Genomic DNA, 23,775 nt, shown 5'->3' with positions numbered 1-23,775 from the left:
GGGCCCCGCGCGTCCTCGGTAGCGGTGACATCGCGGCTAATGTGTGGGGCTGAGATGGCCGGCGATACATCTGGGGCTGCCAGTGCGTGAATATCTGCTGACGCTTTGCGTCACGGTTGCGGTGACCTACCTGCTGACCGGGCCCGTGCGGAAGTTCGCGATCGCGGTCGGGGCCATGCCGGAGATCCGCGCCCGTGACGTGCACCGGGAACCGACTCCGCGGCTGGGCGGGATCGCGATGTTCGGCGGTCTGTGCGCGGGGCTGCTGGTGGCCGACCACCTCAAGAACCTGAGCGGGGTGTTCACGGGCTCGAACGAGCCCCGGGCGCTGCTGTCCGGCGCGGCGCTGATCTGGCTGATCGGCGTGCTCGACGACAAGTTCGAGATCGACGCCCTGATCAAACTCGGCGCCCAGATGATCGCCGCCGGTGTGATGGTCATCCAGGGCCTGACGATCCTGTGGATCCCGGTGCCCTTCATCGGCACGGTCTCGGTCACCCCGTGGCAGGGCAACCTGCTCACCGTGGCCCTGGTGGTGCTCACCATCAACGCGGTGAACTTCGTGGACGGTCTCGACGGACTGGCCGCCGGCACGGTCTGCATCGCCGCCGCGGCGTTCTTCCTGTACGCGTACCGGATCTGGTTCGGCTACGGGATCGAGTCGGCGGCGCCGGCGACCCTGTTCGCCGCCATCCTGATGGGCATGTGCCTGGGCTTCCTGCCGCACAACATGCATCCCGCCCGGATCTTCATGGGCGACTCGGGGTCGATGCTGATCGGTCTGGTGCTGGCCGCCGGCGCGATCTCCATCACCGGGCAGGTGGACCCGGACACGCTGGCCCTCTTCGCGGGCGGCGAGCGCAACGCGACGCACGCGATGCTGCCGGTCTTCATCCCGCTGGTGCTGCCGCTGACGATCATCGCGATCCCGATGGCGGACCTGGTCCTGGCCATCGTCCGGCGCACCTGGAACGGGCAGTCGCCCTTCGCGGCCGACCGCGGGCACCTGCACCACCGGCTGCTGGAACTCGGGCACTCCCACAGCCGCGCGGTACTGATCATGTACTTCTGGTCGGGTCTGATCGCCTTCGGGGCGGTGGCCTACTCGGTGCACTCGACCTCGATGTGGATCGTGCTCGGCATCGCGGGCCTGAGCGCCCTGGGCCTCGTACTGCTCCTCCTGCCGCGTTTCACCCCGCGCGCCCCGCGTTGGGCGCAGGCGCTGGTCCCGCCGCGCTACCGGGACGCACAGGCGCAGGCGTCGGCGCCGGTGGGCCGCGCCGTGGTCGCCGGCGCGGAGGACGGCCACACCTCGCCGACGCCGTCCCGGGCGGCGGCGGGCCAGAGCGTGGAGGTCCGCGAGCCGGCCTCGTACGGGTTGCACGGCGCCACCGCGTTGTCCGCGCTGCCCGTGAGCCGGGGCGGGACCGGTACGAAGGAACGGCAGCGAGGCTAGGGCGCCGCCGGACGGTCGCCGCGGTGGCGCCGGCGGGAGACGGCACGGGCAGGCCCTAGCGGTGTCCGTGCCGGGGCGGGTAGGTTCCCCACACCCCTTGGAGGGTCGCGCGGATCTCGCCGACCGTGGCACCGGTCGCCAGAGCCGAGCGCATCGGGAGCATGACGTTCCCGTCGCCGCCGGCGGCCCGCGCAAGCCGTGTCAGGGCCTCGTCCACAGCCCACTGGTCCCGCCAGGCGCGCAGCTTGGCCAGCCGTTCGGTCTGACCCAGGTGCACCGCGTGCAGCGCCGCGTCCAGCAGCGCGGGGTGCAGGAGGTACTCGGCGGCCTACTCGTGCGGTTCCCGGGGGAGCCGCACCTCGGCGAACACCTCCCGGCCGCGTGACCACGCGGCGCGCAGGCCGTGGAAGGCGGGCCCGTAGGCGAAGGGGCTGTCCGGTGACTGCTCGTACAGACCGGCGACTTCGATCGGCTCGGCACCCGGGGGCGGCCAGGCGGCCGGGTCCGGGTCCGGGACCGCGGCGGCCGGGCACAGGACTCCCGAGCCGTGTCGGGTGCAGGTGGCCGTGACGTCGTGGTCCGCCCGGGCGAAGAACCCGATCTCGCGTCGGCCGCTCTCATCGGGGGCGCTCACGGCGAGTTGCAGGTCGAGGGCGCCGCTCTCGGGGAGCAGGAGCGCCGCCTCCATGGTCAGTTCTTCGATGCGGAGGCACTCGACGAGGTCACCGGCGACCACCGCCAGCTCGACGAAGGCCGTACCGGGCAGGGGCACCGCGCCCATGCCCCGGTGGTCGGCCAGCCAGGGGTGGTCGCGCGGTGAGACGCGGCCGGTCAGTACGAGGCCGTCGATCTCGGCGGGCTCCACGGCCGCTCCGAGCAGGGGGTGCCCGGGGTCGGCGAGACCCGCGGCCGTCACGTCGCCGGACGCGGACGACGTCACGCGGAGCCAGTAGCGCTGCCGTTGGAAGGCGTAGGTGGGGAGCTCCACGCGGCGCGCGCCGCTGCCGGTGAACGCCTTCGTCCAGTCGACGGGCGCACCGGCCGTGTAGGCCTGCGCGTGCGAGTTCAGGAGTCGACCGGTGCCACCCTCCTCACGTCGCAGGGTGCCCGACGCATGGGCGACGACTCCGGCGCCGTCGATGGCTTCCTGGACCGCCATGGTCGCGGCGCGAACCGCCCCTTCGAAGGCGACCGTCTCGCGCATGTTCCGCAGCCAGTAACGGCCGTCCAGTCCCGAGGTGTCCAGCTGCTCCCCGCTCACCGTGGAGTGGAAGGCGACGGAGCAGGACCCGGGGCCGGATGTCGGCCAGTTCGCGCAGCAGGTCCTCGTTGAGGGCGTCGACCTGCGCCGAATGGGAGGCGTAGTCGACCGCGATGCGACGCGCCCGAACCCCCTCCGCCTCACAAGAGGTGAGCAGTTCGTCGAGCGCGTCGGGCTCGCCCGACACGACCGCCGCCACCGAGCACCACGGCCCGGTGCTCGAAAGCCGAACGCGTACCCGCCAGCGACAGACCCACGTCCGCGGGGCTCAGTGCGCGGTGCTCCTCCAGGTGGTCCAGGAGCCGTCGTGCCTGGGCACGCAGCGCGGCCTCGCCACGGCCGGATACCACCCACGGCGTCGAGGACGGCTCCGCCCATGGGCCGGCGGCCTCGGCCGCGGTCTCCTCAGCGGCCTCCGGTGCCTGTTCCAGGATCACGTGCGCGTTGGTGCCGCTGATCCCGAACGAAGACACCCCGGCCCGGCGGGGCCGGTCGCCACGGGGCCACGGCCGGTTCTCGGTCAGCAGCTCCACCGCGCCGGCGGACCAGTCCACCTCGGGCGTGGGGCCGTCCACGTGCAGGGTGCGCGGCAGTTCCCGGTGCCGCATCGCCAGTCACCGGCAGCGGCGCGTCCAGCAGCGCGGGGCGACGACGCAGGCACTGCTGGCCACTTACGGGCAGGGCCGCCCGGCGGACCGGCCGCTGTGGTTGGGCTCGGTCAAGTCCTGCCCGAGGCCACGCTGGCGGCCATGCCCGTGCTCAGGTAGCCCTCGACCTCGTCGGGCAGCGTGCCCGGTCCGGAGGCGTAGTCGTGGTACAACAGGCCCGTGAAGACACCGGTACGCGAACCGGCCAGTGACCTGGGGTCCACCCCCGCGTTCTCCAGGGCCTCCCACGCGGTTTCGAGCAGCAGCCGCTGCTGCGGGTCCATCGCCAGCGCCTCGCGCGGCGCGATCCCGAAGAACTCGGAGTCGAAGGAGGCCGCGCCGGCGAGGAAACCGCCCTCGTCGGCGTACGAGGTGCCGCAGTGGTCGGGATCGGGGTGGTAGAGCGCGTCGAGGTCCCAGCCGCGGTCCCGCGGCATGGGACCGATGGCGTCCCCGCCGCGGCTCACCAAGTCCCACAGCTCGTCGGGCGAACCGATGTCGCCGGGCAGCCGGCAGGCCATCCCGACAATTGCTATGGGCTCGGCGTCGCCGGCCTCAAGCTTCTTGATCCGTCGATGGGCCTGCCGGAGATCGGCCGCCATCTTCTTGAGGTAATCAACCAGCTGCGCTTCGTTCGTCACCTGTGAACCCGCCTGAGAGATTGGCAAACCTCGCCCTTCGAGGGGAAGCTACGGATGGTGCGCCCCTAGCCGCGTCCCCTCAGCCACCCCAGAAAGCCGTTGTCGGCGCCCCGCGCAAGGGTGCGGACAGGCCTGGCTAGGGGTTGTCCTTAGGGGTGCCGCCCTGCCTAGCATTCGGCGATTTCATGTCTCGACAGGACTGGAGCGCATCGCCGCCATGACTATTTCTGATTCGGAAACCGAAACCCCGGCGGAGCAGGAATTCACCAAGCCCACAGCCCCCGAGAAGATGCACGACTTGGATTTCCTCCTGGGTGACTTCCGTGTCGAGTGGACCAACCACACCGCCGAACCGGCCACCACCGGCGTCGCCACCTGGAACACCGCGTCGACCTTCGGCGGCCACGCGTACGAGATGACGCAGCGCGTGGACGAGCACGACGTCAACGGGCGCTTCATCGTCCAGTGGGTCGAGTCCGAGGCCGCGTTCTGCGGTTACTACTACGACGACTGGGCGAACCGCACCCTCCTGACCTCCGAGGGCTGGAAGGACGGCTTCTTCTCCTTCACCGCAGCTCAAGGAGCAGTACGAGATCGTCGACGCGGACCACTACGTCAAGCGCGGGTTCGTGCGGTTCGACGAGAGCGACGAGAGCGCCTGGATCCCGGCCGACGAGATCCACGCCCGCCGAGTCTGAGGCCCGGGGGTCGGACCGGCGCCGGCGGCGCCCGGTGTCGCCGACCCGCCACCACCCACCCGGCAAGTCGCCACCGACAGTGACGGGATGTTCCGCGCCGGGCGTCGAGCCGTACATTCGGAGCCAGTTCGTCCGAAACAACGGTGGCAGCCCCGCGCCACTGGATGACCCGCCAAGGTGACCGAGGCGGGCACGAGGCTCGGTCGAATCATTCGCACAAAGATCGGCCGGAGCCGCCGCACGACCACCCAGGGGCCCGCGCCGCAGGCCGCGACCCTCGCCACAGGACCTGTCCGGGACCGTAGATACTGGTTCCGGGCAGGTCCTTGCCGTGTGTGCGACGGTCTGGGGCCAGTTGGGCCGCTCGCCTGAGCGGGCGTTGACCCATCCGTGTGACCAGCGGCATACTAATTGAGTAAAGTCTGCATCAAATACTTTGTGATACCGTTCGCAAGCGCCCGGGATGAACGCGTGAAGGCCGTAGTGCGACGGCCTTCCCAGTAGGTGCGACTTCACTCCCGGGTCCCGTCTGTCCACCGACGGTGACCACCCGCCCAAGACCTCGCCGGAGGAGCTGCCCCCATGCAGTCCAACGACGCCCGAACGCTGCTGCATTGCGCCATCCCCACCGTCGTCGTCGGCGGCGTCGGGATCGCGGTCAGCGCCGCCCTCGCGGGTGGCAAGGGTGCGCTGGGTGCCGCCATCGGCGCGGCACTCGTCCTCGTGTTCATGGGCGGGGGCTTGGTCGCCCTCCAGCGGACCGCTCGCTCTTTGCCGCATCTCTTCCAGATGATGGGGCTCTTGCTCTACACGACGCAGATCATCGTGCTCATGGTCGTCCTGAACATCATCAAGCGCGTCGCGGTCTTCGATACCAAGTGCACCGCCTTCACGCTGCTCGCGGCCACCCTGGTCTGGATGGCGGCGCAGGTCCGGGCGCACATGAAGTCGAAAATCCTTTATGTGGAGCCGGAAGCGGCCAAGACGCCCTCGTAGCGTGTAGGCCGGTTGTAAATGGGCCTCCGCTCGTTTGCTATCGTCTCGCCACAGCTGCGGCAGGGTTTGCGCGGGCGGCAGACGGACGGCAGATGAGCCTTGTCAGAGCGTTGATGCCCAATCGCCGCACTTAAGTAACCGCCAGTCCAGTCCAGTGCCGTTCCGCGGTCGCAGGCCGCGCCGACACAATGAGGTTGCCGTACCCATGCGTCAAGTTGAAGGAGCTCGCGGTGAGTGACGCCATGACGCTCGCCTTCGAGACCGATTGTCACATCTTCGAAGGGTGCGGCTTTCCGACCCCCGGCCTGCACTCCTTCCTGTTCAAGCCGATGTTCACGGTCGGCGGTATCGAGTTCAACAAGCCGATAATGCTGGCTTTGCTCAGCACGTTGGTCGTCGTCGGGTTCTTCTGGGCGGCATTCAACAAGCCGAAGTTGATCCCCGGCAAGCTGCAGATGGTCGGCGAGGCGGGCTACGACTTCGTCCGTCGTGGAGTGGTCTACGAGACGATCGGCAAGCGCGAGGGCGAGAAGTACGTCCCGCTCATGGTCTCGCTGTTCTTCTTCATCTGGATCATGAACATCTGGTCGATCATCCCGCTGGCCCAGTTCCCGGTCACGTCGATCATCGCCTTCCCGGCCGGTCTCGCCGCCATCGTGTACGTGCTGTGGGTGAGCCTCACCTTCAAGCGCCACGGATTCGTCGGCGGCATCAAGAACATCACGGCTTACGACAAGTCGCTCGGGCCGGTGTTCCCCGTCGTCATGCTGTTCGAGTTCCTGTCGAACATGCTGATCCGGCCGTTCACCCACGCGGTCCGTCTCTTCGCGAACATGTTCGCGGGCCACGTACTGCTGTTGATCTTCACCATCGCGAGCTGGTACCTGCTGAACGGCATCGGTATCGCCTACGCCGGCGTCTCGTTCGTGATGGTCATCGTGATGACGATCTTCGAGTTGTTCATCCAGGCACTGCAGGCGTACGTCTTCGTCCTGCTTGCGTGCAGCTACATCCAGGGTGCTCTCGCCGAGCACCACTGACGGTCGGACCCCCTATACATCCGGTGGCCAACCCCCACCGGCCCGTGAAACAGAAGGAAGAAACGGCATGTCTGCTCTCGAGACCCTCGCTGCGGTCAACCTCCAGGGCAACCTCGGAGCGATCGGCTACGGCCTCGCCGCGATCGGCCCCGGCGTCGGCGTCGGCATCATCTTCGGTAACGGTACCCAGGCGCTGGCCCGCCAGCCCGAGGCCGCGGGTCTGATCCGGCAGAACCAGATCCTCGGCTTCGTCCTCTGTGAGGCGCTGGCCCTGATCGGTCTCGTCATGGGCTTCGTCTACCCGGTCCCTTCTTGATCGCCCTCGGCTGAGAACCATTTTCGACGGAAGGCACTGATGTGATCGCCCTGGTACCGCTGGCAGCTGAGGAGATTCAGAATCCCCTCATCCCGCCGATCCCCGAGCTCGTCATCGGTCTGATCGCCTTCGTCATCGTCTTCGGTTTCTTCGCGAAGAAGTTCCTCCCGAACATCAACAAGGTTCTGGAAGAGCGTCGCGAGGCCATCGAGGGCGGTATCGAGAAGGCTGAGGAGGCCCGCACCGAGGCCCAGAGCGTGCTGGAGCAGTACAAGGCCCAGCTCGCCGAGGCCCGGCACGAGGCAGCCCGCATGCGCCAGGACGCGCTCGAGCAGGGCACTGCGCTCAAGGAAGAACTGCGCGCAGAGGGCCAGCGGCAGCGTGAGGAGATCATCGCTGCCGGCCACGCCCAGATCGCGGCCGACCGCAAGGCTGCCTCTCAGGCGCTCCGCCAGGACGTGGGCAAGCTCGCCACCGACCTGGCCGGAAAGCTCGTCGGCGAGTCCCTCGAGGACCACGCCCGGCAGAGCCGCACGATCGACCGTTTCCTCAGCGAGCTTGAGGAGAAGGCCGAGGCTGTCCGATGAACGGAGCGAGCCGCGAGGCGCTGGCCTCCGCGCGCGAGCGTCTCGACGCGTTGACGGACAACACGTCCGTCGACGCCGCGAAGCTCGCGGGCGAGCTGGCCTCCGTCACCGCGCTGCTCGACCGCGAGGTCTCGCTGCGCCGGGTCATCACGGACCCGGCGCAGGCCGGCGAGGCGAAGGCCGAGCTGGTGGGCCGTCTGCTGGGAAGCCAGGTGAGCGGGGAAACCCTCGACCTGGTGTCCGGCATGGCCCGGTCCCGTTGGTCGCAGTCGCGTGACCTGGTCGACTCGCTTGAGGAACTGGCGGCCACCGCCGACCTCACGGCGGCGCAGCAGGCGGGCGCGCTCGACGATGTCGAGGACGAGGTGTTCCGGTTCGGCCGGATCGTCTCCTCGAACACCGCGCTGCGCTCCGCGCTGACCGACCGCGCGGCCACCGCCTCCGCCAAGAGCGAGCTGCTGCGCAGCCTGCTCGGCGGCAAGGTGAACGCTGTCACCGAGCGTCTGGTCATCCGTATCGTCACGCACCCGCGTGGACGTAGCCTGGAAGCGGGACTCGAGTCCCTTTCCACGCTCGCCGCGGAGCGCCGCAACCGCATGGTCGCCACCGTGACCAGCGCGGTTCCGCTCAGCGACGTGCAGAAGCAGCGTCTCGGCGCGGTGCTGGCCAGGATCTACGGCCGCCAGATGCACCTGAACCTCGACGTGGACCCCGCGGTCCTCGGCGGGATCTCGGTGCGGGTCGGCGACGAGGTCATCGACGGAACCATCGCGGACCGCCTCGCAGAGGCGTCCCGCCGCATGGCCGGCTGACCGACCACCAATAGAACAAAGCATTCCTAGCGGCCCGGTTGGGCCGTGCAGAACTTGCAGAAGATTCCTGGGGGTCGCCCCCAGACCCCAAAGAAGCTTCAGGCCCAACAAGGAGAGCAGGGAACCCAGATGGCGGAGCTCACGATCCGGCCGGAGGAGATCCGGGACGCACTGGAGAACTTTGTCCAGTCGTACCAGCCGGACGCGGCCTCGCGCGAGGAGGTCGGAACGGTAAGCGTTGCCGGCGACGGCATCGCGAAGGTGGAGGGTCTGCCCTCCGCCATGGCGAACGAGCTGCTGAAGTTCGAGGACGGCACCCTCGGTCTCGCCCTCAACCTCGAGGAGCGCGAGATCGGTGCGATCGTCCTCGGCGAATTCAACGGCATCGAAGAGGGCCAGCCGGTGCGGCGCACCGGTGAGGTTCTCTCCGTAGGTGTCGGCGAGGGCTACCTCGGCCGTGTTGTCGACCCGCTCGGCAACCCGATCGACGGCCTCGGCGAGATCGCGACCGAGGGCCGCCGCGCCCTCGAGCTGCAGGCCCCGGGCGTCATGGTCCGCAAGTCGGTGCACGAGCCCATGCAGACCGGCTACAAGGCCGTCGACGCCATGGTGCCGATCGGCCGCGGCCAGCGTCAGCTGATCATCGGTGACCGTCAGACCGGCAAGACCGCTCTTGCCGTCGACACGATCATCAACCAGCGCGACAACTGGCGCTCGGGCGACGTGAACAAGCAGGTCCGCTGCATCTACGTCGCCATCGGCCAGAAGGGCTCGACCATCGCGTCCGTTCGCGGCGCCCTGGAAGAGGCCGGCGCGCTCGAGTACACGACGATCGTCGCCGCCCCGGCGTCCGACCCGGCCGGCTTCAAGTACCTGGCGCCGTACACCGGTTCCGCCATCGGCCAGCACTGGATGTACGCCGGCAAGCACGTCCTGATCATCTTCGACGACCTCTCGAAGCAGGCCGACGCCTACCGCGCCGTCTCGCTGCTGCTGCGCCGCCCGCCGGGCCGTGAGGCCTACCCGGGTGACGTCTTCTACCTGCACTCGCGTCTGCTGGAGCGCTGCGCGAAGCTCTCCGACGAGATGGGCGCCGGTTCGATGACCGGTCTGCCGATCGTCGAGACCAAGGCGAACGACGTGTCGGCGTTCATCCCGACCAACGTCATCTCCATCACCGACGGCCAGTGCTTCCTGGAGTCCGACCTGTTCAACGCGGGCCAGCGCCCGGCGCTGAACGTCGGTATCTCGGTCTCCCGTGTCGGTGGTTCCGCGCAGCACAAGGCCATGAAGCAGGTTTCCGGCCGGCTGCGCGTCGACCTCGCCCAGTACCGCGAGCTGGAGGCGTTCGCCGCCTTCGGTTCCGACCTGGACGCCGCGTCGAAGGCTTCGCTGGAGCGCGGCAAGCGCATGGTCGAGCTGCTCAAGCAGGGCCAGTACCAGCCGATGCCCGTCGAGGAGCAGGTCGTCTCCGTCTGGGCCGGCACCACCGGCAAGATGGACGACGTCCCGGTGGGCGACATCCGCCGCTTCGAGTCCGAGCTGCTGGAGCACCTGCGCCGCGAGCGCAAGGACCTCCTCACCTCGATCGCCGAGGGCGGCAAGATGTCGGACGACACCCTGACGTCGATCGCGGACGCCATCGCTGCCTTCAAGCAGCAGTTCGAGACGTCTGACGGCAAGCTCCTGGGCGAGGACGCTCCGGCCGCCAACGTCTCCAAGTGACGACGGAAGGGACCTGACTCATGGGAGCGCAGCTCCGGGTCTACAAGCGTCGCATCCGTGCCGTCACGGCGACCAAGAAGATCACCAAGGCGATGGAGATGATCGCCGCCTCGCGCATCGTCAAGGCGCAGCGCAAGGTGGCGGCATCGATGCCGTACGCGACCGAGCTCACCCGTGCGGTGACCGCGGTGGCGACCGGTTCGAACACCAAGCACGCCCTGACCACCGAGGTCGAGGCGCCGACCCGTGCCGCGGTCCTGCTCATCACGAGCGACCGCGGTCTGGCCGGCGGCTACTCCTCGAACGCCATCAAGCAGGCGGACCGGCTCACCGAGCGGCTGCGTGCCGAGGGCAAGGACGTCGACGCCTACATCGTCGGCCGCAAGGGTGTCGCCTACTACGGCTTCCGCGAGCGCGAGATCGCGGACTCGTGGACCGGCTTCACCGACAGCCCGGCTTACGCGGACGCCAAGCGCGTCGCCGCGCCGCTGATCGAGGCCATCCAGACGGAGACGGCCGAGGGCGGCGTGGACGAGCTGCACATCGTCTACACGGAATTCGTGTCGATGATGACGCAGAACGCCGTGGACGGCCGGATGCTGCCGCTCAGCCTCGACCAGGCTGCGGAGGAGACCAGCACGAAGGGCGAGATCCTTCCGCTGTTCGAGTTCGAGCCGTCGGCGGAGGACGTCCTCGACGCCCTTCTGCCGCGATACGTCGAGAGCCGCATCTACAACGCACTGCTGCAGTCGGCCGCTTCCGAGCACGCCGCCCGCCGCCGCGCGATGAAGTCGGCCACCGACAACGCCGGAGACCTCATCAAGAGCCTCTCCCGGCTTGCCAACGCGGCCCGCCAGGCCGAAATCACCCAGGAAATCAGCGAGATCGTCGGTGGCGCGAGCGCCATGGCTGACGCGACCGCGGGGAGTGACAAGTAATGACGACCACTGTTGAGACGGCCGCCGCCACGGGCCGCGTCGCCCGGGTCATCGGCCCGGTCGTCGACGTGGAGTTCCCCGTCGACGCCATGCCCGAGATCTACAACGCCCTCAAGGTCCAGGTCGCCGACCCGGCCGAGGACGGCAAGCTGAAGACGCTGACCCTGGAAGTCGCCCAGCACCTGGGTGACGGCCTGGTCCGCACCATCTCCATGCAGCCCACCGACGGCCTGGTCCGCCAGGCCCCGGTGACCGACACGGGCGAGGGCATCACCGTCCCCGTCGGCGACTTCACCAAGGGCAAGGTTTTCAACACCCTGGGTGAGGTGCTGAACTACCCGGAGACCAACTCCGAGGTGACCGAGCGCTGGCCGATCCACCGCAAGGCCCCCCGGTTCGACGAGCTCGAGTCGAAGACCGAGATGTTCGAGACCGGCGTCAAGGTCATCGACCTCCTCACCCCGTACGTCAAGGGTGGAAAGATCGGTCTGTTCGGTGGCGCCGGTGTCGGCAAGACCGTTCTGATCCAGGAAATGATCTACCGCGTCGCCAACAACCACGACGGTGTGTCGGTCTTCGCGGGCGTCGGTGAGCGTACCCGTGAGGGCAACGACCTCATCGAGGAAATGGGCGACTCGGGCGTCATCGACAAGACGGCGCTCGTCTTCGGCCAGATGGACGAGCCCCCGGGCACCCGTCTGCGCGTCGCGCTCGCCGGTCTGACCATGGCGGAGTACTTCCGCGATGTGCAGAAGCAGGACGTGCTCTTCTTCATCGACAACATCTTCCGTTACACCCAGGCGGGTTCCGAGGTCTCCACGCTGCTCGGCCGCATGCCGTCCGCGGTGGGTTACCAGCCGAACCTGGCTGACGAGATGGGTCTGCTGCAGGAGCGCATCACCTCGACCCGCGGTCACTCGATCACCTCGATGCAGGCGATCTACGTCCCCGCGGACGACCTGACCGACCCGGCGCCGGCCACCACCTTCGCCCACCTCGACGCGACGACGGTTCTCTCCCGTCCGATCTCCGAGAAGGGCATCTACCCGGCCGTGGACCCGCTGGACTCGACGTCCCGCATCCTCGACCCGCGGTACATCGCGGCGGACCACTACGCGTGTGCCATGCGTGTCAAGGGGATCCTGCAGAAGTACAAGGACCTCCAGGACATCATCGCGATCCTCGGCATCGACGAGCTGGGCGAGGAGGACAAGCTGGTTGTCCACCGTGCCCGTCGCGTCGAGCGCTTCCTGTCGCAGAACACGCACGTCGCCAAGCAGTTCACCGGCGTCGACGGTTCGGACGTCCCGCTCGAAGAGTCGATCACCGCGTTCAACGCGATCTGCGACGGTGACTACGACCACTTCCCCGAGCAGGCGTTCTTCATGTGCGGTGGCATCGAGGACCTCAAGGCCAACGCCAAGGAGCTGGGCGTCTCCTGAAGCCCCGCTCCCCGTGAGCAGAGCTGATTTACGGAGAGGGGCGGGTGCGTCCCGTCCCTCTCCACACGCCCATTAGAATTTGACCCAACACCCGGCTGACCCGCCGGGTGGTGACCCGAGGAGCCACCTTGGCTGCTGAGCTGCACGTCGAGCTGGTCGCGGCGGACCGCAACGTCTGGTCCGGCGAGGCCACCCTTGTTGTCGCGCGCACCACGTCCGGCGACATCGGCGTCATGCCCAACCACCAGCCGCTTCTCGGTGTGCTGGAATCGGGCCCGGTGACCATCCGCACCAGCGGGGGCGACACCGTCGTCGCGGCGGTGCACGGCGGATTCATCTCGTTCGCCGACAACAAGCTGTCCCTGCTGGCCGAGATCGCCGAACTCGCGGACGAGATCGACGTCGAGCGGGCGGAGCGGGCACTGGAGCGCGCGAGGGCGGAGGCCGAAGCGGCCGCCGAGCGTCGCGCCGATGTCCGGCTGCGCGCGGTGACGGGCCGCTGAGCCCCTTACCGAATAGTGTGCGTCCTCAGCCGCGGTCCGCTCCGGAACTTTCCGGAGCGGGTCGCGGCTGAGGCGATGCGGATCAGTTTTTCGTGTGCTGTATTCGATGAGCGAGGAGGTCGGTGAAGATGCTCCTCGCTCTGCTTGTGAGCGGCCTGGTAGTAGCCCTGGTGGTGATCGGGCTGTTTGTCTTCGGGCTGCGTCGCAGACTCATCCAGCGCTCCGGCGGCACCTTCGACTGCAGCCTGCGCTGGGGCGTGGCGGACGAGCCCGACGTCTCCGGCAAGGGCTGGGTGTACGGGGTCGCCCGCTACAGCGGTGACCGGATCGAGTGGTTCCGGGTGTTCAGCTACTCGCCGAGGCCGCGCCGGTTGCTGGAGCGCTCCTCCATCGAGGTGCTGGCCCGTCGCGCCCCTGAGGGCGAGGAGGAGCTGGCGCTGCTGTCCGACGCCGTCGTGCTGGGCTGTTCCCACCGGGGGACGCGCCTGGAGCTGGCGATGAGCGATGACGCGCTGACCGGTTTCCTGGCCTGGCTTGAGGCGGCGCCTCCCGGGCAGAGAGTGAACGTGGCCTGAGGGGCGGACGTCTTCGCCGGACGGGGTTCGGCGCAGCGGCGCGAAGCCGGTGAGGCCCCCCGGGGCCGAGCCGTGCGAGCGGCGCGTGAAGAAGGAGAAGCCGGGGAGAAGGGGGCGGACCCTTCTCCCCGGCTTCGTCTTTCACCGGTCCCGCGCGTGGGGGCTACTGGAGACCGGTGTGGATGGCGTTGGCGAGTTCGCCGTTCGCCGTGTCGCCGCTGAACTCCCAGAAGAAGGCGCCCCTGAGGCCCTGCTGCTTGGCCCAGGTCATCTTTCCGGCGATGGTGGCGGGGGTGTCGTAGCTCCACCAGTTGCTGCCGCACTTGGCGTAGGCGGTGCCGGCGATGGTGCCGGTCGTCGGGCAGCTGCTCTTGAGCACCTTGTAGTCCTCGATGCCCTGCTCGTACGTGCCGGGGGCGGGGCCGGTCGCGGCGCCGCCGGGGGCGTCCTGGGTGACGCCGGTCCAGCCGCGCCCGTAGAAGCCGATGCCGAGGTTGAGCTTGGAGCCGGCGATGCCCTTGCCCTTGAGCTTGGTGATCGCGGCCTCGGAGTTGAAGCCGGCGATCGGGATGCCCGCGTAGGAGGTGAGCGGGGAGTGCGGGGCGGTGGGGCCCTTGGCGTCCCAGGCGCCGAAGAAGTCGTAGGTCATCACGTTGTAGAAGTCGACGTACTGGGCCGCGCCCGCGTAGTCGGCGAGGTCGAGCTTGCCGCCGTTGGAGCCGTCGGCGGAGATCGCGGCGGTGATCAGGTTGCTGCCGCCGAACTTGGCGCGGAGCGCGGAGAGCAGGTTCTTCAGGGAGGCGGCGCCGCTGGTGTCACAGGACAGGCCGCAGGCGTTCGGGTACTCCCAGTCGATGTCGATGCCGTCGAAGACGTCCGCCCAGCGGGGGTCCTCGACCAGGCTGTAGCAGGAGTCGGCGAAGGCGGCCGGGTTCGCCGCGGCCTGGCCGAAGCCGCCGGACCAGGTCCAGCCGCCGAAGGACCACAGCACCTTGATGCCGGGGTACTTCTTCTTCAGCTCGCGCAGTTGGTTGATGTTGCCGGCGACGGGCTGGTCCCAGGTGTCGGCGGTGCCGTCGACGCTCGACGCGGCGTCGTACGTCTTCTGGTAGTCGGCGTAGGCGTCGCCGATCGCGCACTTGCCGCCGGTGACGTTGCCGAAGGCGTAGTTGATGTGCGTGATCTTCGCGGCGGTGCCGGAGGTGACGAGGTTCTTCACCTGGTAGTTGCGCTGGTAGATGCCCCAGTCGGTGAAGTAGCCCAGCTTGACCTTGCTGCCGGTGGGCGGAGGCGTGGTGCCGCCGCCGGTCGTGGTGACGGAGAGGGCGCCGGAGGAGGGGCCGGTCTGGTCGGCGGTGTCACGGGCCGTGACGGTGTAGCCGTAGGAGGTGCCCTTGGTCAGTCCGGAGTCGGTGTAGGCGGTGCCGGTGACCAAGGCCACCTTGGCCCCGTCACGGTAGACGTCGTAGTTCTTGACGCCCTTGTCGTCGGTGGCGGCGCTCCAGCCGAGGGTCAGGGAGGTGTCGGTGATCCCGGTGGCGGTGGGGGTGCCGGGGGCCGACGGAGGGGAGTCGGCGGGGGGCGTGGTCCCGCCGTCGCAGGACGCGCCGTTGACCTTGCATCCGGCGGGGGAGCCGGGACCGGCGCCGTTGAACCCGAAGCTGATGGTCGCACCGGGGGAGAGGGTGCCGTTCCAGCCGACGTTCTTACCGGTCCAGTGGGTGCCCGAGTTCGTGACGGTGGCGTCCCAGGCGGAGGTGACCGTCGTGCCGGAAGGGAAGTCCCACTCCACGGTCCAGCTGGTCAAGTTGGTGGTGCCGGTGTTCTTCACCGTCCACTTGCCCTCGAAGCCGGAACCCCAGTCGGAGACCTTCGTGTACGTGGCGGTCGCGGAACCGGCGGCCTGGGCGGGGCCGGCGAGGGCCACGAGTCCCGCCGCGGCCGGCAGGGCGAAGGCGGCCACCGCGGCGGCGAGCCTCCTGAAGAGACGGGTACGGGGTGGGGGTGCTGTGCTCAAGGTCGTCCTCCGTAGGTCCGCCGAAGTCGCGGGGCCGACTTCGGCATGGGGGTGGGACCTGCGTCGCCCGTGAGCCTGCTTGCCATGCACGCTCACCACAGTTCCGGTGAGCGTAGAAAGGTCTGGACCAACCGTCAAGAGGTCCAGACCTCATTACGAAGGCGGGCCCTGGAGGCCCAACTCCCGCGCCAGTACGGCCGCTTGGAGGCGGCTGCGCAGCCCCAGCTTGCCCAGCACTCTGCTGACGTGCGTCTTCACCGTCGCCTCCGCCATCTCCAGCCGCCCGGCGATCTCCGCGTTCGACAGGCCCTCGCCCAGACACCCCAACACCTCGCGCTCGCGCCGGGTCAGCGACCCCACCGCCGCCGCCTTCGCCGGCGGCGCTGCCGGCCGGACCGGCCTGGGCGCCGCGAACTCCGCGATCAGCCGCCGGGTCACCGCCGGGGCGATCAGGCCCTCCCCGCGCGCGACCGTCCGTACCGCCCCGATCAGTTCCGAGGCCTCCGCGTTCTTCAGCAAGAACCCCGCCGCGCCCGCGCGCAGCGCCCCGAAGACGTACTCGTCCAGATCGAAAGTGGTCAGCACCAGCACGTCCGCGAGCCCCTCGCCGACCACCTGGCGGGTCGCCGAGACCCCGTCCAGTCGGGGCATCTGCACGTCCATGAGCACCAGATCCGGCCGCAGTTCCCGGGCCAACCGGACCGCCTCCTCGCCGTCCGCGGCCTCGCCCACGACCTCGATGTCCCCCGCGCTGCGCAGGATCAGCACCAGCCCGGCCCGCACCGCGCTCTGGTCCTCCGCCACCAATACCGTCACGACCCGCCCGGTCATCCGGTCACCGCCCTCTCCTGGGCGGGCAACGCCGCCCGCACCCGCCACACCGCTCCCGCCGGGCCCGCCCCGAACTCCCCGCCCAGCAGCTCCGTCCGCTCCCGCATGCCGGTCAGCCCGGCCCCCGAGCCGGGGGCGCGGGGGCCGGGCCGGTCGCCGTACGGGGAGTCCACCCGTACGGTCAGCATCCCGCCCGGGCCGGGCCGGCCCACCCGGACCGTGACCTCGCCCGGGGCGGCGTGCTTGAGCGCGTTGGTCAGCGACTCCTGCACGATCCGGTACGCCGCCAGCTCCACCGGCGCCGGCAGCGGCTCCCCGGGCGTCCGCTCGTCGTGGAGAACGAAGTCCAGCCCGCTCGCGGCGCCGTTGACCCGGGCCTGCCCCAGCAGGGCGTCGAGCCCGTCGAGGGAGGGCGTGGCGGCGGCCTCCTGCTCCGCGCCCGCGTCCCGCAGCAGCCCGATCAGCCGGCGCATCTCGGCGAGCCCCTGGACGCTGTTCTCCCGGATCACCCCGAGCGCCTGGCGGCTGGTGTCGGCCGAGTCGATGGAGAGGGCGGCGGTGGAGTGGATGGCGATGGCCGACAGGTGGTTGGCCACCATGTCGTGCAGCTCCCGGGCCATCCGGGCCCGCTCCGCGGTCACGGCCTGGCTGCGGTCCATCTCGGCCAGCAGCGCGGTCTGTTCGGCGCGCAGCCGGGCCGCCTCGGCGGCGTCGCGGTGGTTGCGCAGGGTCGCGCCGGTCAGGGCCGGCCCGAAGCACACGATCCCCGTGAGCACGCCGATCATCAGGGACTGCGGGGTGCGCAGCCAGGCCACCGACCCGATCGTGACGGCGATCGTGATCAGTCCGGTGGTGACCGGGAGCCGCCGGGCCGAGGCGGGCGTGCCGTAGACCACGGCGGCGTACATCAGGTCGGTGAAGATCAGGACCGTGCCCAGGTTGCCCACGGTGAACTGGTCCGCGACCACCCCGACGGTGCCGACGGCCAGCGTCAGCCGGGGGGTGGAGCGGCGCAGCGGCTCCATCGCGCCCAGGACCAGCAGCGGGACCAGGGCCAGCCAGTCCGGTGTGGGCCGCTCGCCGTTGCTGTGGATCCCGAGCAGCCACAGCAGCAGGCCCGCGAGCACGCTGACGACGGCGAGCAGCACGTCATGGCGGTGGGGACGGAAGGTCGTGGCGGTCACGGTCCCCATCCAACACGCCCCCGCGGCCCGGGACCTCGTCGCGGGGGCTGAGGCGCTCGCCGCCCGGCTACACCGAAGGATGCAGTCACCCTTGGTCACCGGCGACGACGCGCTACGGACGCCCGGGACGCGGGGCCGGAACCAGCCGGCGCGAGGTGCTCCTAGCGCTCGCCTCCCGGCACCCAGAGCACGTCTCCGACCTCCTTGTTGGCGGTGCGGGCCAGGATGAAGAGCAGGTCCGAGAGGCGGTTGAGGTAGGTCGCCGTGAGCGGGTTCATCACCTCGCCGTGCGCCTCCAGCGCGGCCCAGGTCGACCGCTCGGCGCGCCGCACCACGGTGCAGGCCTGGTGGAGGAGCGCCGCTCCGGGGGTGCCGCCGGGGAGGATGAAGCTGCGCAGCTTCTCCAGCCGCTCGTTGAAGCGGTCGCAGTCCGCCTCCAGCTTGTCGATGTAGAACTGCTCGACGCGCAGCGGAGGGTACTGCGGGTTCTCCACGACCGGGGTGCTCAGGTCGGCCCCGACGTCGAACAGGTCGTTCTGCACCCGGACGAGGACCTTCACCACGTCCTCGGACAGAGCGCCCAGCGCGATCGCCGTCCCGATGGCCGCGTTGGCCTCGTTGGCGTCGGCGTACGCGGAGATCCGCAGGTCCGTCTTGTGCGTACGGCTCATGTCGCCGAGGGCGGTCGTGCCCTTGTCGCCGGTGCGGGTGTAGATGCGCGTGAGGTTCACCATGGGTCCAGCGTAATGACAGACCGGGGCGCGGCCCCCCGTGAGGAGGGCGCGATCCCGGACAAAGGCGCGCAAGAGTCAACTGCGGCCCCTCAGGGCGGTGCTGGACCGTACCGGTGTGATGTCCGTCAGCTGAGACGTGACGCGTGTTACTTCGCGGTCACACCCTCCCTCACGGACGCTAGTCTCCGCCGGAGAGGCTACGAGACTGGGCCGTAGCGAGAACGAGGGGTGTGCAGTGGCTGGGAAGCTCGCCGTCATCGGTGCCGGACTCATGGGTTCGGGGATCGCTCAGGTCTCCGCTCAGGCGGGATGGGACGTCGTCTTGCGCGATGTCACCGATGCCGCGCTGACCCGCGGCACGGACGGGATCAAGGCCTCGTACGACAAGTTCGTCTCCAAGGGCAAGCTGACGGCCGAGGACGCCGAGGCGGCGCTCGCCCGCATCACCACCACCACCGACCTCGACGCGGTCGCGGACGCGGACATCGTCGTCGAGGCCGTCTTCGAGAAGCTCGAAGTCAAGCACGAGATCTTCCGCACGCTCGACAAGCTGGTCCGGGAGGACGCGATCCTCGCGTCCAACACCTCCGCCATCCCGATCACCAAGATCGCGGCGGTGACGGAGCGCCCAGAGCGGGTCGTCGGCGCGCACTTCTTCTCGCCCGTCCCGATGATGCAGTTGTGCGAACTGGTCCGCGGCTACAAGACCAGCGACGAGACCCTCGCCACGACCCGGGCCTTCGCCGAGTCCGTCGGCAAGACCTGCATCGTCGTCAACCGCGACGTGGCCGGCTTCGTGACGACCCGTCTGATCTCGGCGCTGGTCGTCGAGGCCGCCAAGCTCTACGAATCGGGCGTCGCCACCGCCGAGGACATCGACATCGCCTGCAAGCTGGGCTTCGGGCACGCGATGGGGCCGCTGGCCACCGCCGACCTCACGGGCGTCGACATCCTGCTGCACGCCACGAGCAACATCTACACCGAGTCGCAGGACGAGAAGTTCGCGCCGCCGGAGCTGATGCGGCGCATGGTGGACGCGGGCGACATCGGGCGCAAGAGCGGGCAGGGTTTCTACAAGCACTGACGACCATCGTTCGAACGCCTTCACCCGTTGGTGTGAATGAGAGTATCGGTTCGCTCACAGTCGGCAACTTCACCGCCCCCGGGGCAGTCAGTTCCAGTGAGAGTGGCCGACCACGGACCAGTCGGACCATACGTACGCGGCACGTACACGGGACTGCGGGAGCACATATGCACATCAGGGGCGACCACGCCGAACTCGTTGTCGGGGGTCGCCTCGACGTGCGCAGCGCGGCGGACGCCCGTACGGCCCTCCACACCGCGCTCGACCGAGGCCACGGCGACCTCGTCCTCGACCTCACCGGGCTCGACTCCTGGGACGCGACCGGACTCGGCGTGATCATGGGCGCGCACCGGCGGGCGGGCCGCTCCGGGCGCCGTCTCGTCCTGCGCGGAGTGCCCGCGCAGATGCAGCGGTTGCTCGTCGCGACCCGGCTGCACCGCATTCTCGCGATCGAGGGCGGACTGGAAGCGGAATCCCTGCCCCGGGTCTGATCCAGGGCCGCTTCTTTCCTGCGGAAACGTAACGTTCCGGTGGTGAAGGCCCTCTGACGGTTCCCGCGCGCCCGGCCACGGTTTAGGCTCCGGGCGGAAACCGGACCAGTAGCGACAGCGGTGTGTGCGTGCGAAGGCCGGGCGGTGAGACGGCGGCAGCGGCGCGGCACGCGACGCGATCGGGGGACTTGGTCATGGACCGTATACAGGGGCAGCCCGGCGCGGACGCGAAGCGTCGGGCCGTGGGACCCACGGGCGACGGGCCCACGGGCGACGGGGCCGCCCGCCCCGTCACGGGGCCCGCGGGCACCGGGTCCGCGGACACCCGGGCCACCGGCAGCCGAACGGCGGGTGCCGCAGCCGCGGGTGCTTCCGGAAGCGGAACCTCCGCTGCGGCGGCACCGGCCGCCGGCGCCCCCTCCACCGGCGGTCTCGCACGCGTCGTCACCCTGACCGCGGGCGACTTCACCCTCACCGTGAACCCGGTCGACGGCAGCGAGATAGAACCCCAACGTCCCGGCACCGAGACGCCCCGCCCCGCCAAGCGGGGTCCGGCCTCCCGCGCCGCCCGGCAGGTCGCGGCCCGGCCGCCGGCCCTGCCCGGCTCCACCGTCCCCTCCCGCCCGCTGCCGCGGCGCGAGGAAGAACAGGAGCGGCTCGAAAGGCTGCTGGGGAGCGGCCGCTCGGTACGACTGACCGGACCGGCCGGATCGGGCCGTTCCACGCTGCTCGACTCGGTGGCCACCGCGTGCGCCGGACGCGCGCCCGACGGGGTCGTCCGGCTCAGCGGATACGGTCAACAGCAGCCGCTGGAACTGCTGCACGCGCTCCACACGGCCGTCTACGAGAGCGCCGACGAACGGCCCGACCGCAGCGAACTCCTCGCGCGGGTACGCGACATCGGCGCCATCGTCGTCATCGACGACCTGGAGCTGGGCGGAGCCGCCCTCGACGAACTCCTGCGGGCCACCCCCGAGTGCGCCTACCTGCTGGCCGCCACCCCCGCCGGCAAGGCCCCCTCCGACAGCTCGTACCTGGAGGAGGTCTACCTCGAGGGCCTCGGCCGGGCCGAATGCCTCCAACTCCTGGAAACCCTCACCGGACGGCCCCTGACGGAGGAGGAGACGGCCTGGGCCGCAGACGTGTGGTTCGCCTCCGAGGGGCTGCCCCTGCGCTTCGTACAGGCGGCCGCGCTGCTGCGCCGGCGCGACGAGTTGAACCACCGCGACCGGGAGGACGACGAGGACGAGCCCGGCGTCTTCGAAGGGCGGCCGCGCGAGGCCGCGCACGTACCGCTGCCCACGCCGGCCGAGGGCGCGGCGCCCGCAGAACTGCTGGCCTCGCGGGTCAGCGAGTCGGCCCGGGCCGCCCTGCGGATCGCCTGCGCGCTCGGCGGGGAGATGCCGCACCACGCGCACCTGCCGGCACTGGTGGGGGACACGCACGCCGACGCGGCGGTCGCGGAACTGCTGGACAGCGGCCTGCTGACCCCCGTCGGCGCGCGCTACCGGCTGGCCCACGGCGTCGCCCGGCAGTTGGAGGAGGCCGGGTACGGGGACACCGCCGCCGAGGAGGCCCGTACCGCCGCCCGGCACTACGCCTGGTGGACCGGGCACGCCTCGGTGACCCCCGAGCGGGTCGCCGGCGAGGCGGACGCGGTGCTGGCGGCCCTGGCGGGCGCCGACGTGGTGGCCGCCGTCATGCTCGCCCGCACGGCGGCCCCGGCCCTGGCGGCTTCCTTGCACTGGGAGGCGTGGGAACGGGCGCTGCGCTCGGGCGCGGAGGCCGCACGCAAGGCGGGAGAGGTGGCGGAACAGGCCTACTTCCACCACGAGCTGGGCGTGCTCGCGCTGTGCGAGGGGCGGTTGGAACGGGCGCGGGCCGAGCTGGAGGCCTCGATCGGGCTGCGGGGCGCGCTGGCGGACAAGCGCGGGACGGTCGCGGGACGGCGGGCGCTGGCGTTGGTGAGCGACCGGGAGGCGGCCGCGGCCCAGGTGTCGCCGCCGCTGCGGCTGGAGGCGCCGGCCGCAGCGGCCGGGCCCTCCCCGTCGGCGGCTTCGGCGGTGCCGGTCGAGGCGCCGGCCGCGTCCGTCCCGGCGGCTTTGCCCGTGATTCGCCCCCTCGCGCGCCCGAATACCGCCCCGGTGAGCCCGCCGTCGATCCGGCCGCTGACTCCTGGCGTGCCTCCCGGCGCCTCCGAGGCGCAGACCCAGGTGGTGTCGACGGTCCGACGGCCCGAGGCGCCGACGACCCCGTCGACCCTCTCCGAGGTGTTCGAGAACGCCTTCCCGCCCTCGCCGAAGCAGGAACCGGTGACGGCGCCGGTGCCGGTGCCCGGCGCGGGCCCCGCAGCGGGCGGCGCGTGGGCGGGGCAGCCGGACTCCCGGCGCAGGACGGCCTTCCTCGCCGCGGCCGGCGCCCTGGCGGTGGCCGTGATCGGGACCGTCGTGGGCCTGGCGGTGTCCGACTCGGACACGCGGGCGCCGAAGGACCCGGCGGTGTCGTCGTCGCCGGACACCGACCCGGGCACCGATTCCGGCGGGAGCGACCCGGCCGTCGCGCCCGCGCCGGGCACCGCCGATCCGTCGGCGGCCCCATCCGACGCGGCGACGCCCGGGCCGGGCGAGGGGGCGGCGGAACCCGTTCCCGGGACCACCCGGCCGCCGGGCTCCACGTCGGGGGGCGTGACGTCCTCGCACAAGCCCGCGCCGCCGGCGCCGGGCACCAAGGCGCCCACCTCCACGTCCTCGGCCGTCGTCCCGGACCCGCCGGCCCCGACCACCTCGTCCTCGTCGCCCACGACCCCGCCGACGGAGACCCCGCCGGGGCCGGGCACCACCGGGTCGGCCTCCGGGTCCGCCTCCGGGTCGGCCCCGTCCTCCACGCAGTGACGGCGTCGGGCGCTGTGACGGCTGTGACGGCGTCGGGGCCCGGGGCTCAGAACAGGCGGAGCTTGTCGTCCTCGATGCCGCGCATCGCGTTGTAGTCCAGCACCACACAGTCCATGCCGCGGTCCGTTGCCAGTACGCGGGCCTGCGGCTTGATCTCCTGGGCGGCGAAGACACCGCGGACCGGCGCGAGGTGCGGGTCGCGGTTGAGGAGCTCCAGGTACCGGGTGAGCTGTTCCACGCCGTCGATCTCGCCGCGACGCTTGATCTCCACGGCCACGGTCGCGCCCGAGGCGTCACGGCACAGGATGTCCACCGGGCCGATCGCCGTCATGTACTCGCGGCGGATCAGCGTGTAGCCGTCGCCCAGCGTGTCGATGCGGTCGGCGAGCAGCTCTTGGAGGTGCGCTTCCACGCCGTCCTTGATCAGGCCGGGGTCGACGCCCAGTTCGTGGGAGGAGTCGTGCAGCACTTCCTCCATGGTGATGATGAGCTTCTCGCCCGCCTTGTTGACGACGGTCCAGACGCCCTCCTCGGCGCCCGTCCCCTCCTTGAGGGTGCACGGAGGAGACATCCAGTTGAGCGGTTTGTACGCCCGGTCGTCCGCGTGGATCGAGACACTGCCGTCGGCCTTCACGAGGATCAGACGGGGTGCCGAGGGCAGATGGGCGGTGAGCCGGCCCGCGTAGTCGACGGAGCAGCGGGCAATCACGAGACGCATGGTCGGCAACGCTACTCGACCGATGGGCCTCCACGCGATTCGCCCGTGAAAGCCCCCTTCGTCGATGGCGCGTTGTATGCGCATTCTCCTGGTGCGGTAACCCGGGGGCGCCTACCGTGGTGAGCGGGTGGTTGTCGAACGTGCACGCTGCGTCGCGGCCGCCTTCCCTGCCCGTAGGACTCCGGACA

At 70.3% G+C, this 23,775-nt stretch carries 23 protein-coding genes and 2 pseudogenes; 15 read left to right on the top strand and 10 right to left on the bottom strand.

Annotated elements, in window-relative coordinates:
- Positions 1-70: 70 nt before the first annotated feature.
- On the top strand, positions 71-1,456 hold the full coding sequence (locus tag ACV7NM_RS10915; protein WP_463413893.1) for an MraY family glycosyltransferase: 1,386 nt from the start codon (positions 71-73) through the stop codon (positions 1,454-1,456).
- A 55-nt stretch (positions 1,457-1,511) separates the two neighbouring features.
- Here the strand turns inward: ACV7NM_RS10915 and ACV7NM_RS10910 are convergent, their stop codons facing one another.
- The 5 genes and pseudogenes from ACV7NM_RS10910 to ACV7NM_RS10890 all read right to left on the bottom strand — a co-directional run bounded on the left by ACV7NM_RS10910 (position 1,512) and on the right by ACV7NM_RS10890 (position 4,005).
- Positions 1,512-1,733, bottom strand: a complete 222-nt coding sequence (locus tag ACV7NM_RS10910; RefSeq protein WP_463410118.1) for a methylmalonyl-CoA mutase family protein — start codon at positions 1,731-1,733, stop codon at positions 1,512-1,514.
- A 51-nt stretch (positions 1,734-1,784) separates the two neighbouring features.
- Positions 1,785-2,717 carry a polyketide synthase dehydratase domain-containing protein gene (locus tag ACV7NM_RS10905; RefSeq protein ID WP_463410117.1) on the bottom strand — a complete coding sequence of 311 codons (933 nt, stop codon included), beginning with the start codon at positions 2,715-2,717 and terminating at the stop codon, positions 1,785-1,787.
- A gap of 88 nt (positions 2,718-2,805) precedes the next feature.
- A pseudogene (locus ACV7NM_RS10900) lies at positions 2,806-2,904 on the bottom strand (hypothetical protein); the annotation flags it as partial.
- 10 nt (positions 2,905-2,914) lie between these two features.
- Positions 2,915-3,331 (bottom strand): annotated as a pseudogene (locus ACV7NM_RS10895) (ketoacyl-synthetase C-terminal extension domain-containing protein); the annotation flags it as partial.
- A 104-nt stretch (positions 3,332-3,435) separates the two neighbouring features.
- On the bottom strand, positions 3,436-4,005 hold the full coding sequence (locus ACV7NM_RS10890; RefSeq protein ID WP_463410116.1) for a beta-ketoacyl synthase N-terminal-like domain-containing protein: 570 nt from the start codon (positions 4,003-4,005) through the stop codon (positions 3,436-3,438).
- A gap of 217 nt (positions 4,006-4,222) precedes the next feature.
- Here ACV7NM_RS10890 and ACV7NM_RS10885 point away from each other — a divergent pair, with 217 nt between their 5' ends.
- The 11 genes from ACV7NM_RS10885 (at position 4,223) to ACV7NM_RS10835 (ending at position 13,637) form a co-directional block, all read left to right on the top strand.
- Positions 4,223-4,786: a hypothetical protein gene (locus tag ACV7NM_RS10885; RefSeq protein WP_463410115.1), complete on the top strand. Its 564-nt coding sequence runs from the start codon at positions 4,223-4,225 to the stop codon at positions 4,784-4,786.
- A 499-nt stretch (positions 4,787-5,285) separates the two neighbouring features.
- Positions 5,286-5,699, top strand: a complete 414-nt coding sequence (locus ACV7NM_RS10880; RefSeq protein ID WP_463410114.1) for a hypothetical protein — start codon at positions 5,286-5,288, stop codon at positions 5,697-5,699.
- Positions 5,700-5,929: 230 nt separating this feature from the next.
- On the top strand, positions 5,930-6,739 hold the full coding sequence (atpB, locus tag ACV7NM_RS10875; protein ID WP_463410113.1) for a F0F1 ATP synthase subunit A: 810 nt from the start codon (positions 5,930-5,932) through the stop codon (positions 6,737-6,739).
- Positions 6,740-6,806: 67 nt separating this feature from the next.
- Positions 6,807-7,055 carry an ATP synthase subunit c family protein gene (locus ACV7NM_RS10870; protein ID WP_351762174.1) on the top strand — a complete coding sequence of 83 codons (249 nt, stop codon included), beginning with the start codon at positions 6,807-6,809 and terminating at the stop codon, positions 7,053-7,055.
- A 41-nt stretch (positions 7,056-7,096) separates the two neighbouring features.
- The gene (locus ACV7NM_RS10865; RefSeq protein ID WP_463410112.1) at positions 7,097-7,642 is read left to right on the top strand and encodes a F0F1 ATP synthase subunit B; all 546 of its coding nucleotides are present in this window, start codon (positions 7,097-7,099) and stop codon (positions 7,640-7,642) included.
- Complete coding sequence (locus ACV7NM_RS10860; protein ID WP_463410111.1) at positions 7,639-8,454, top strand: F0F1 ATP synthase subunit delta; 816 nt, start codon at positions 7,639-7,641, stop codon at positions 8,452-8,454. Before ACV7NM_RS10865 ends, ACV7NM_RS10860 begins: the two co-directional genes overlap by 4 nt.
- A 129-nt stretch (positions 8,455-8,583) precedes the next feature.
- The gene (atpA, locus tag ACV7NM_RS10855) at positions 8,584-10,179 is read left to right on the top strand and encodes a F0F1 ATP synthase subunit alpha (protein WP_463410110.1); all 1,596 of its coding nucleotides are present in this window, start codon (positions 8,584-8,586) and stop codon (positions 10,177-10,179) included.
- A gap of 20 nt (positions 10,180-10,199) precedes the next feature.
- Positions 10,200-11,117: a F0F1 ATP synthase subunit gamma gene (locus ACV7NM_RS10850; protein ID WP_463410109.1), complete on the top strand. Its 918-nt coding sequence runs from the start codon at positions 10,200-10,202 to the stop codon at positions 11,115-11,117.
- Positions 11,117-12,559 (top strand): F0F1 ATP synthase subunit beta, encoded by a 1,443-nt coding sequence (atpD, locus tag ACV7NM_RS10845; RefSeq protein WP_463410108.1) that lies wholly within the window; start codon positions 11,117-11,119, stop codon positions 12,557-12,559. Before ACV7NM_RS10850 ends, atpD begins: the two co-directional genes overlap by 1 nt.
- A gap of 128 nt (positions 12,560-12,687) precedes the next feature.
- Complete coding sequence (locus ACV7NM_RS10840; protein WP_463410107.1) at positions 12,688-13,062, top strand: F0F1 ATP synthase subunit epsilon; 375 nt, start codon at positions 12,688-12,690, stop codon at positions 13,060-13,062.
- A gap of 128 nt (positions 13,063-13,190) precedes the next feature.
- Entirely contained in the window at positions 13,191-13,637 is a 447-nt protein-coding gene (locus ACV7NM_RS10835) for a DUF2550 domain-containing protein (protein WP_329198344.1), read from the top strand.
- 163 nt (positions 13,638-13,800) lie between these two features.
- Here ACV7NM_RS10835 and ACV7NM_RS10830 read toward each other — a convergent pair whose 3' ends face one another.
- The 4 genes from ACV7NM_RS10830 to ACV7NM_RS10815 form a co-directional block, all read right to left on the bottom strand.
- Positions 13,801-15,654: a glycosyl hydrolase family 18 protein gene (locus ACV7NM_RS10830; RefSeq protein WP_463410106.1), complete on the bottom strand. Its 1,854-nt coding sequence runs from the start codon at positions 15,652-15,654 to the stop codon at positions 13,801-13,803.
- Positions 15,655-15,807: 153 nt separating this feature from the next.
- Entirely contained in the window at positions 15,808-16,485 is a 678-nt protein-coding gene (locus ACV7NM_RS10825) for a response regulator (protein ID WP_463410105.1), read from the bottom strand.
- Positions 16,482-17,669, bottom strand: coding sequence for a sensor histidine kinase (locus tag ACV7NM_RS10820; protein WP_463410104.1), 1,188 nt, complete (start codon positions 17,667-17,669; stop codon positions 16,482-16,484). The genes ACV7NM_RS10825 and ACV7NM_RS10820 overlap by 4 nt, the downstream gene beginning before the upstream one ends.
- Positions 17,670-17,830: 161 nt before the next feature.
- On the bottom strand, positions 17,831-18,403 hold the full coding sequence (locus tag ACV7NM_RS10815) for a cob(I)yrinic acid a,c-diamide adenosyltransferase (protein ID WP_463410103.1): 573 nt from the start codon (positions 18,401-18,403) through the stop codon (positions 17,831-17,833).
- A 235-nt stretch (positions 18,404-18,638) separates the two neighbouring features.
- On the opposite strand from ACV7NM_RS10815, the gene ACV7NM_RS10810 reads away from it, so the two are divergent.
- The 3 genes from ACV7NM_RS10810 to ACV7NM_RS10800 all read left to right on the top strand — a co-directional run bounded on the left by ACV7NM_RS10810 (position 18,639) and on the right by ACV7NM_RS10800 (position 22,869).
- Positions 18,639-19,487: a 3-hydroxyacyl-CoA dehydrogenase family protein gene (locus tag ACV7NM_RS10810; protein WP_463410102.1), complete on the top strand. Its 849-nt coding sequence runs from the start codon at positions 18,639-18,641 to the stop codon at positions 19,485-19,487.
- A 167-nt stretch (positions 19,488-19,654) separates the two neighbouring features.
- On the top strand, positions 19,655-19,978 hold the full coding sequence (locus ACV7NM_RS10805; RefSeq protein ID WP_136215128.1) for an STAS domain-containing protein: 324 nt from the start codon (positions 19,655-19,657) through the stop codon (positions 19,976-19,978).
- A 194-nt stretch (positions 19,979-20,172) separates the two neighbouring features.
- The gene (locus tag ACV7NM_RS10800) at positions 20,173-22,869 is read left to right on the top strand and encodes an ATP-binding protein (RefSeq protein WP_463410101.1); all 2,697 of its coding nucleotides are present in this window, start codon (positions 20,173-20,175) and stop codon (positions 22,867-22,869) included.
- Positions 22,870-22,915: 46 nt separating this feature from the next.
- Here the strand turns inward: ACV7NM_RS10800 and nucS are convergent, their stop codons facing one another.
- Positions 22,916-23,587, bottom strand: a complete 672-nt coding sequence (nucS, locus tag ACV7NM_RS10795; protein ID WP_190183452.1) for an endonuclease NucS — start codon at positions 23,585-23,587, stop codon at positions 22,916-22,918.
- Positions 23,588-23,775 lie beyond the last annotated feature (188 nt).

This window comes from Streptomyces sp. Tek67B01, from assembly GCF_055231995.1.
The sequence above is the reverse complement of the archived record's forward strand: the minus strand, read 5'-3'. Positions and strand labels throughout refer to the sequence as shown.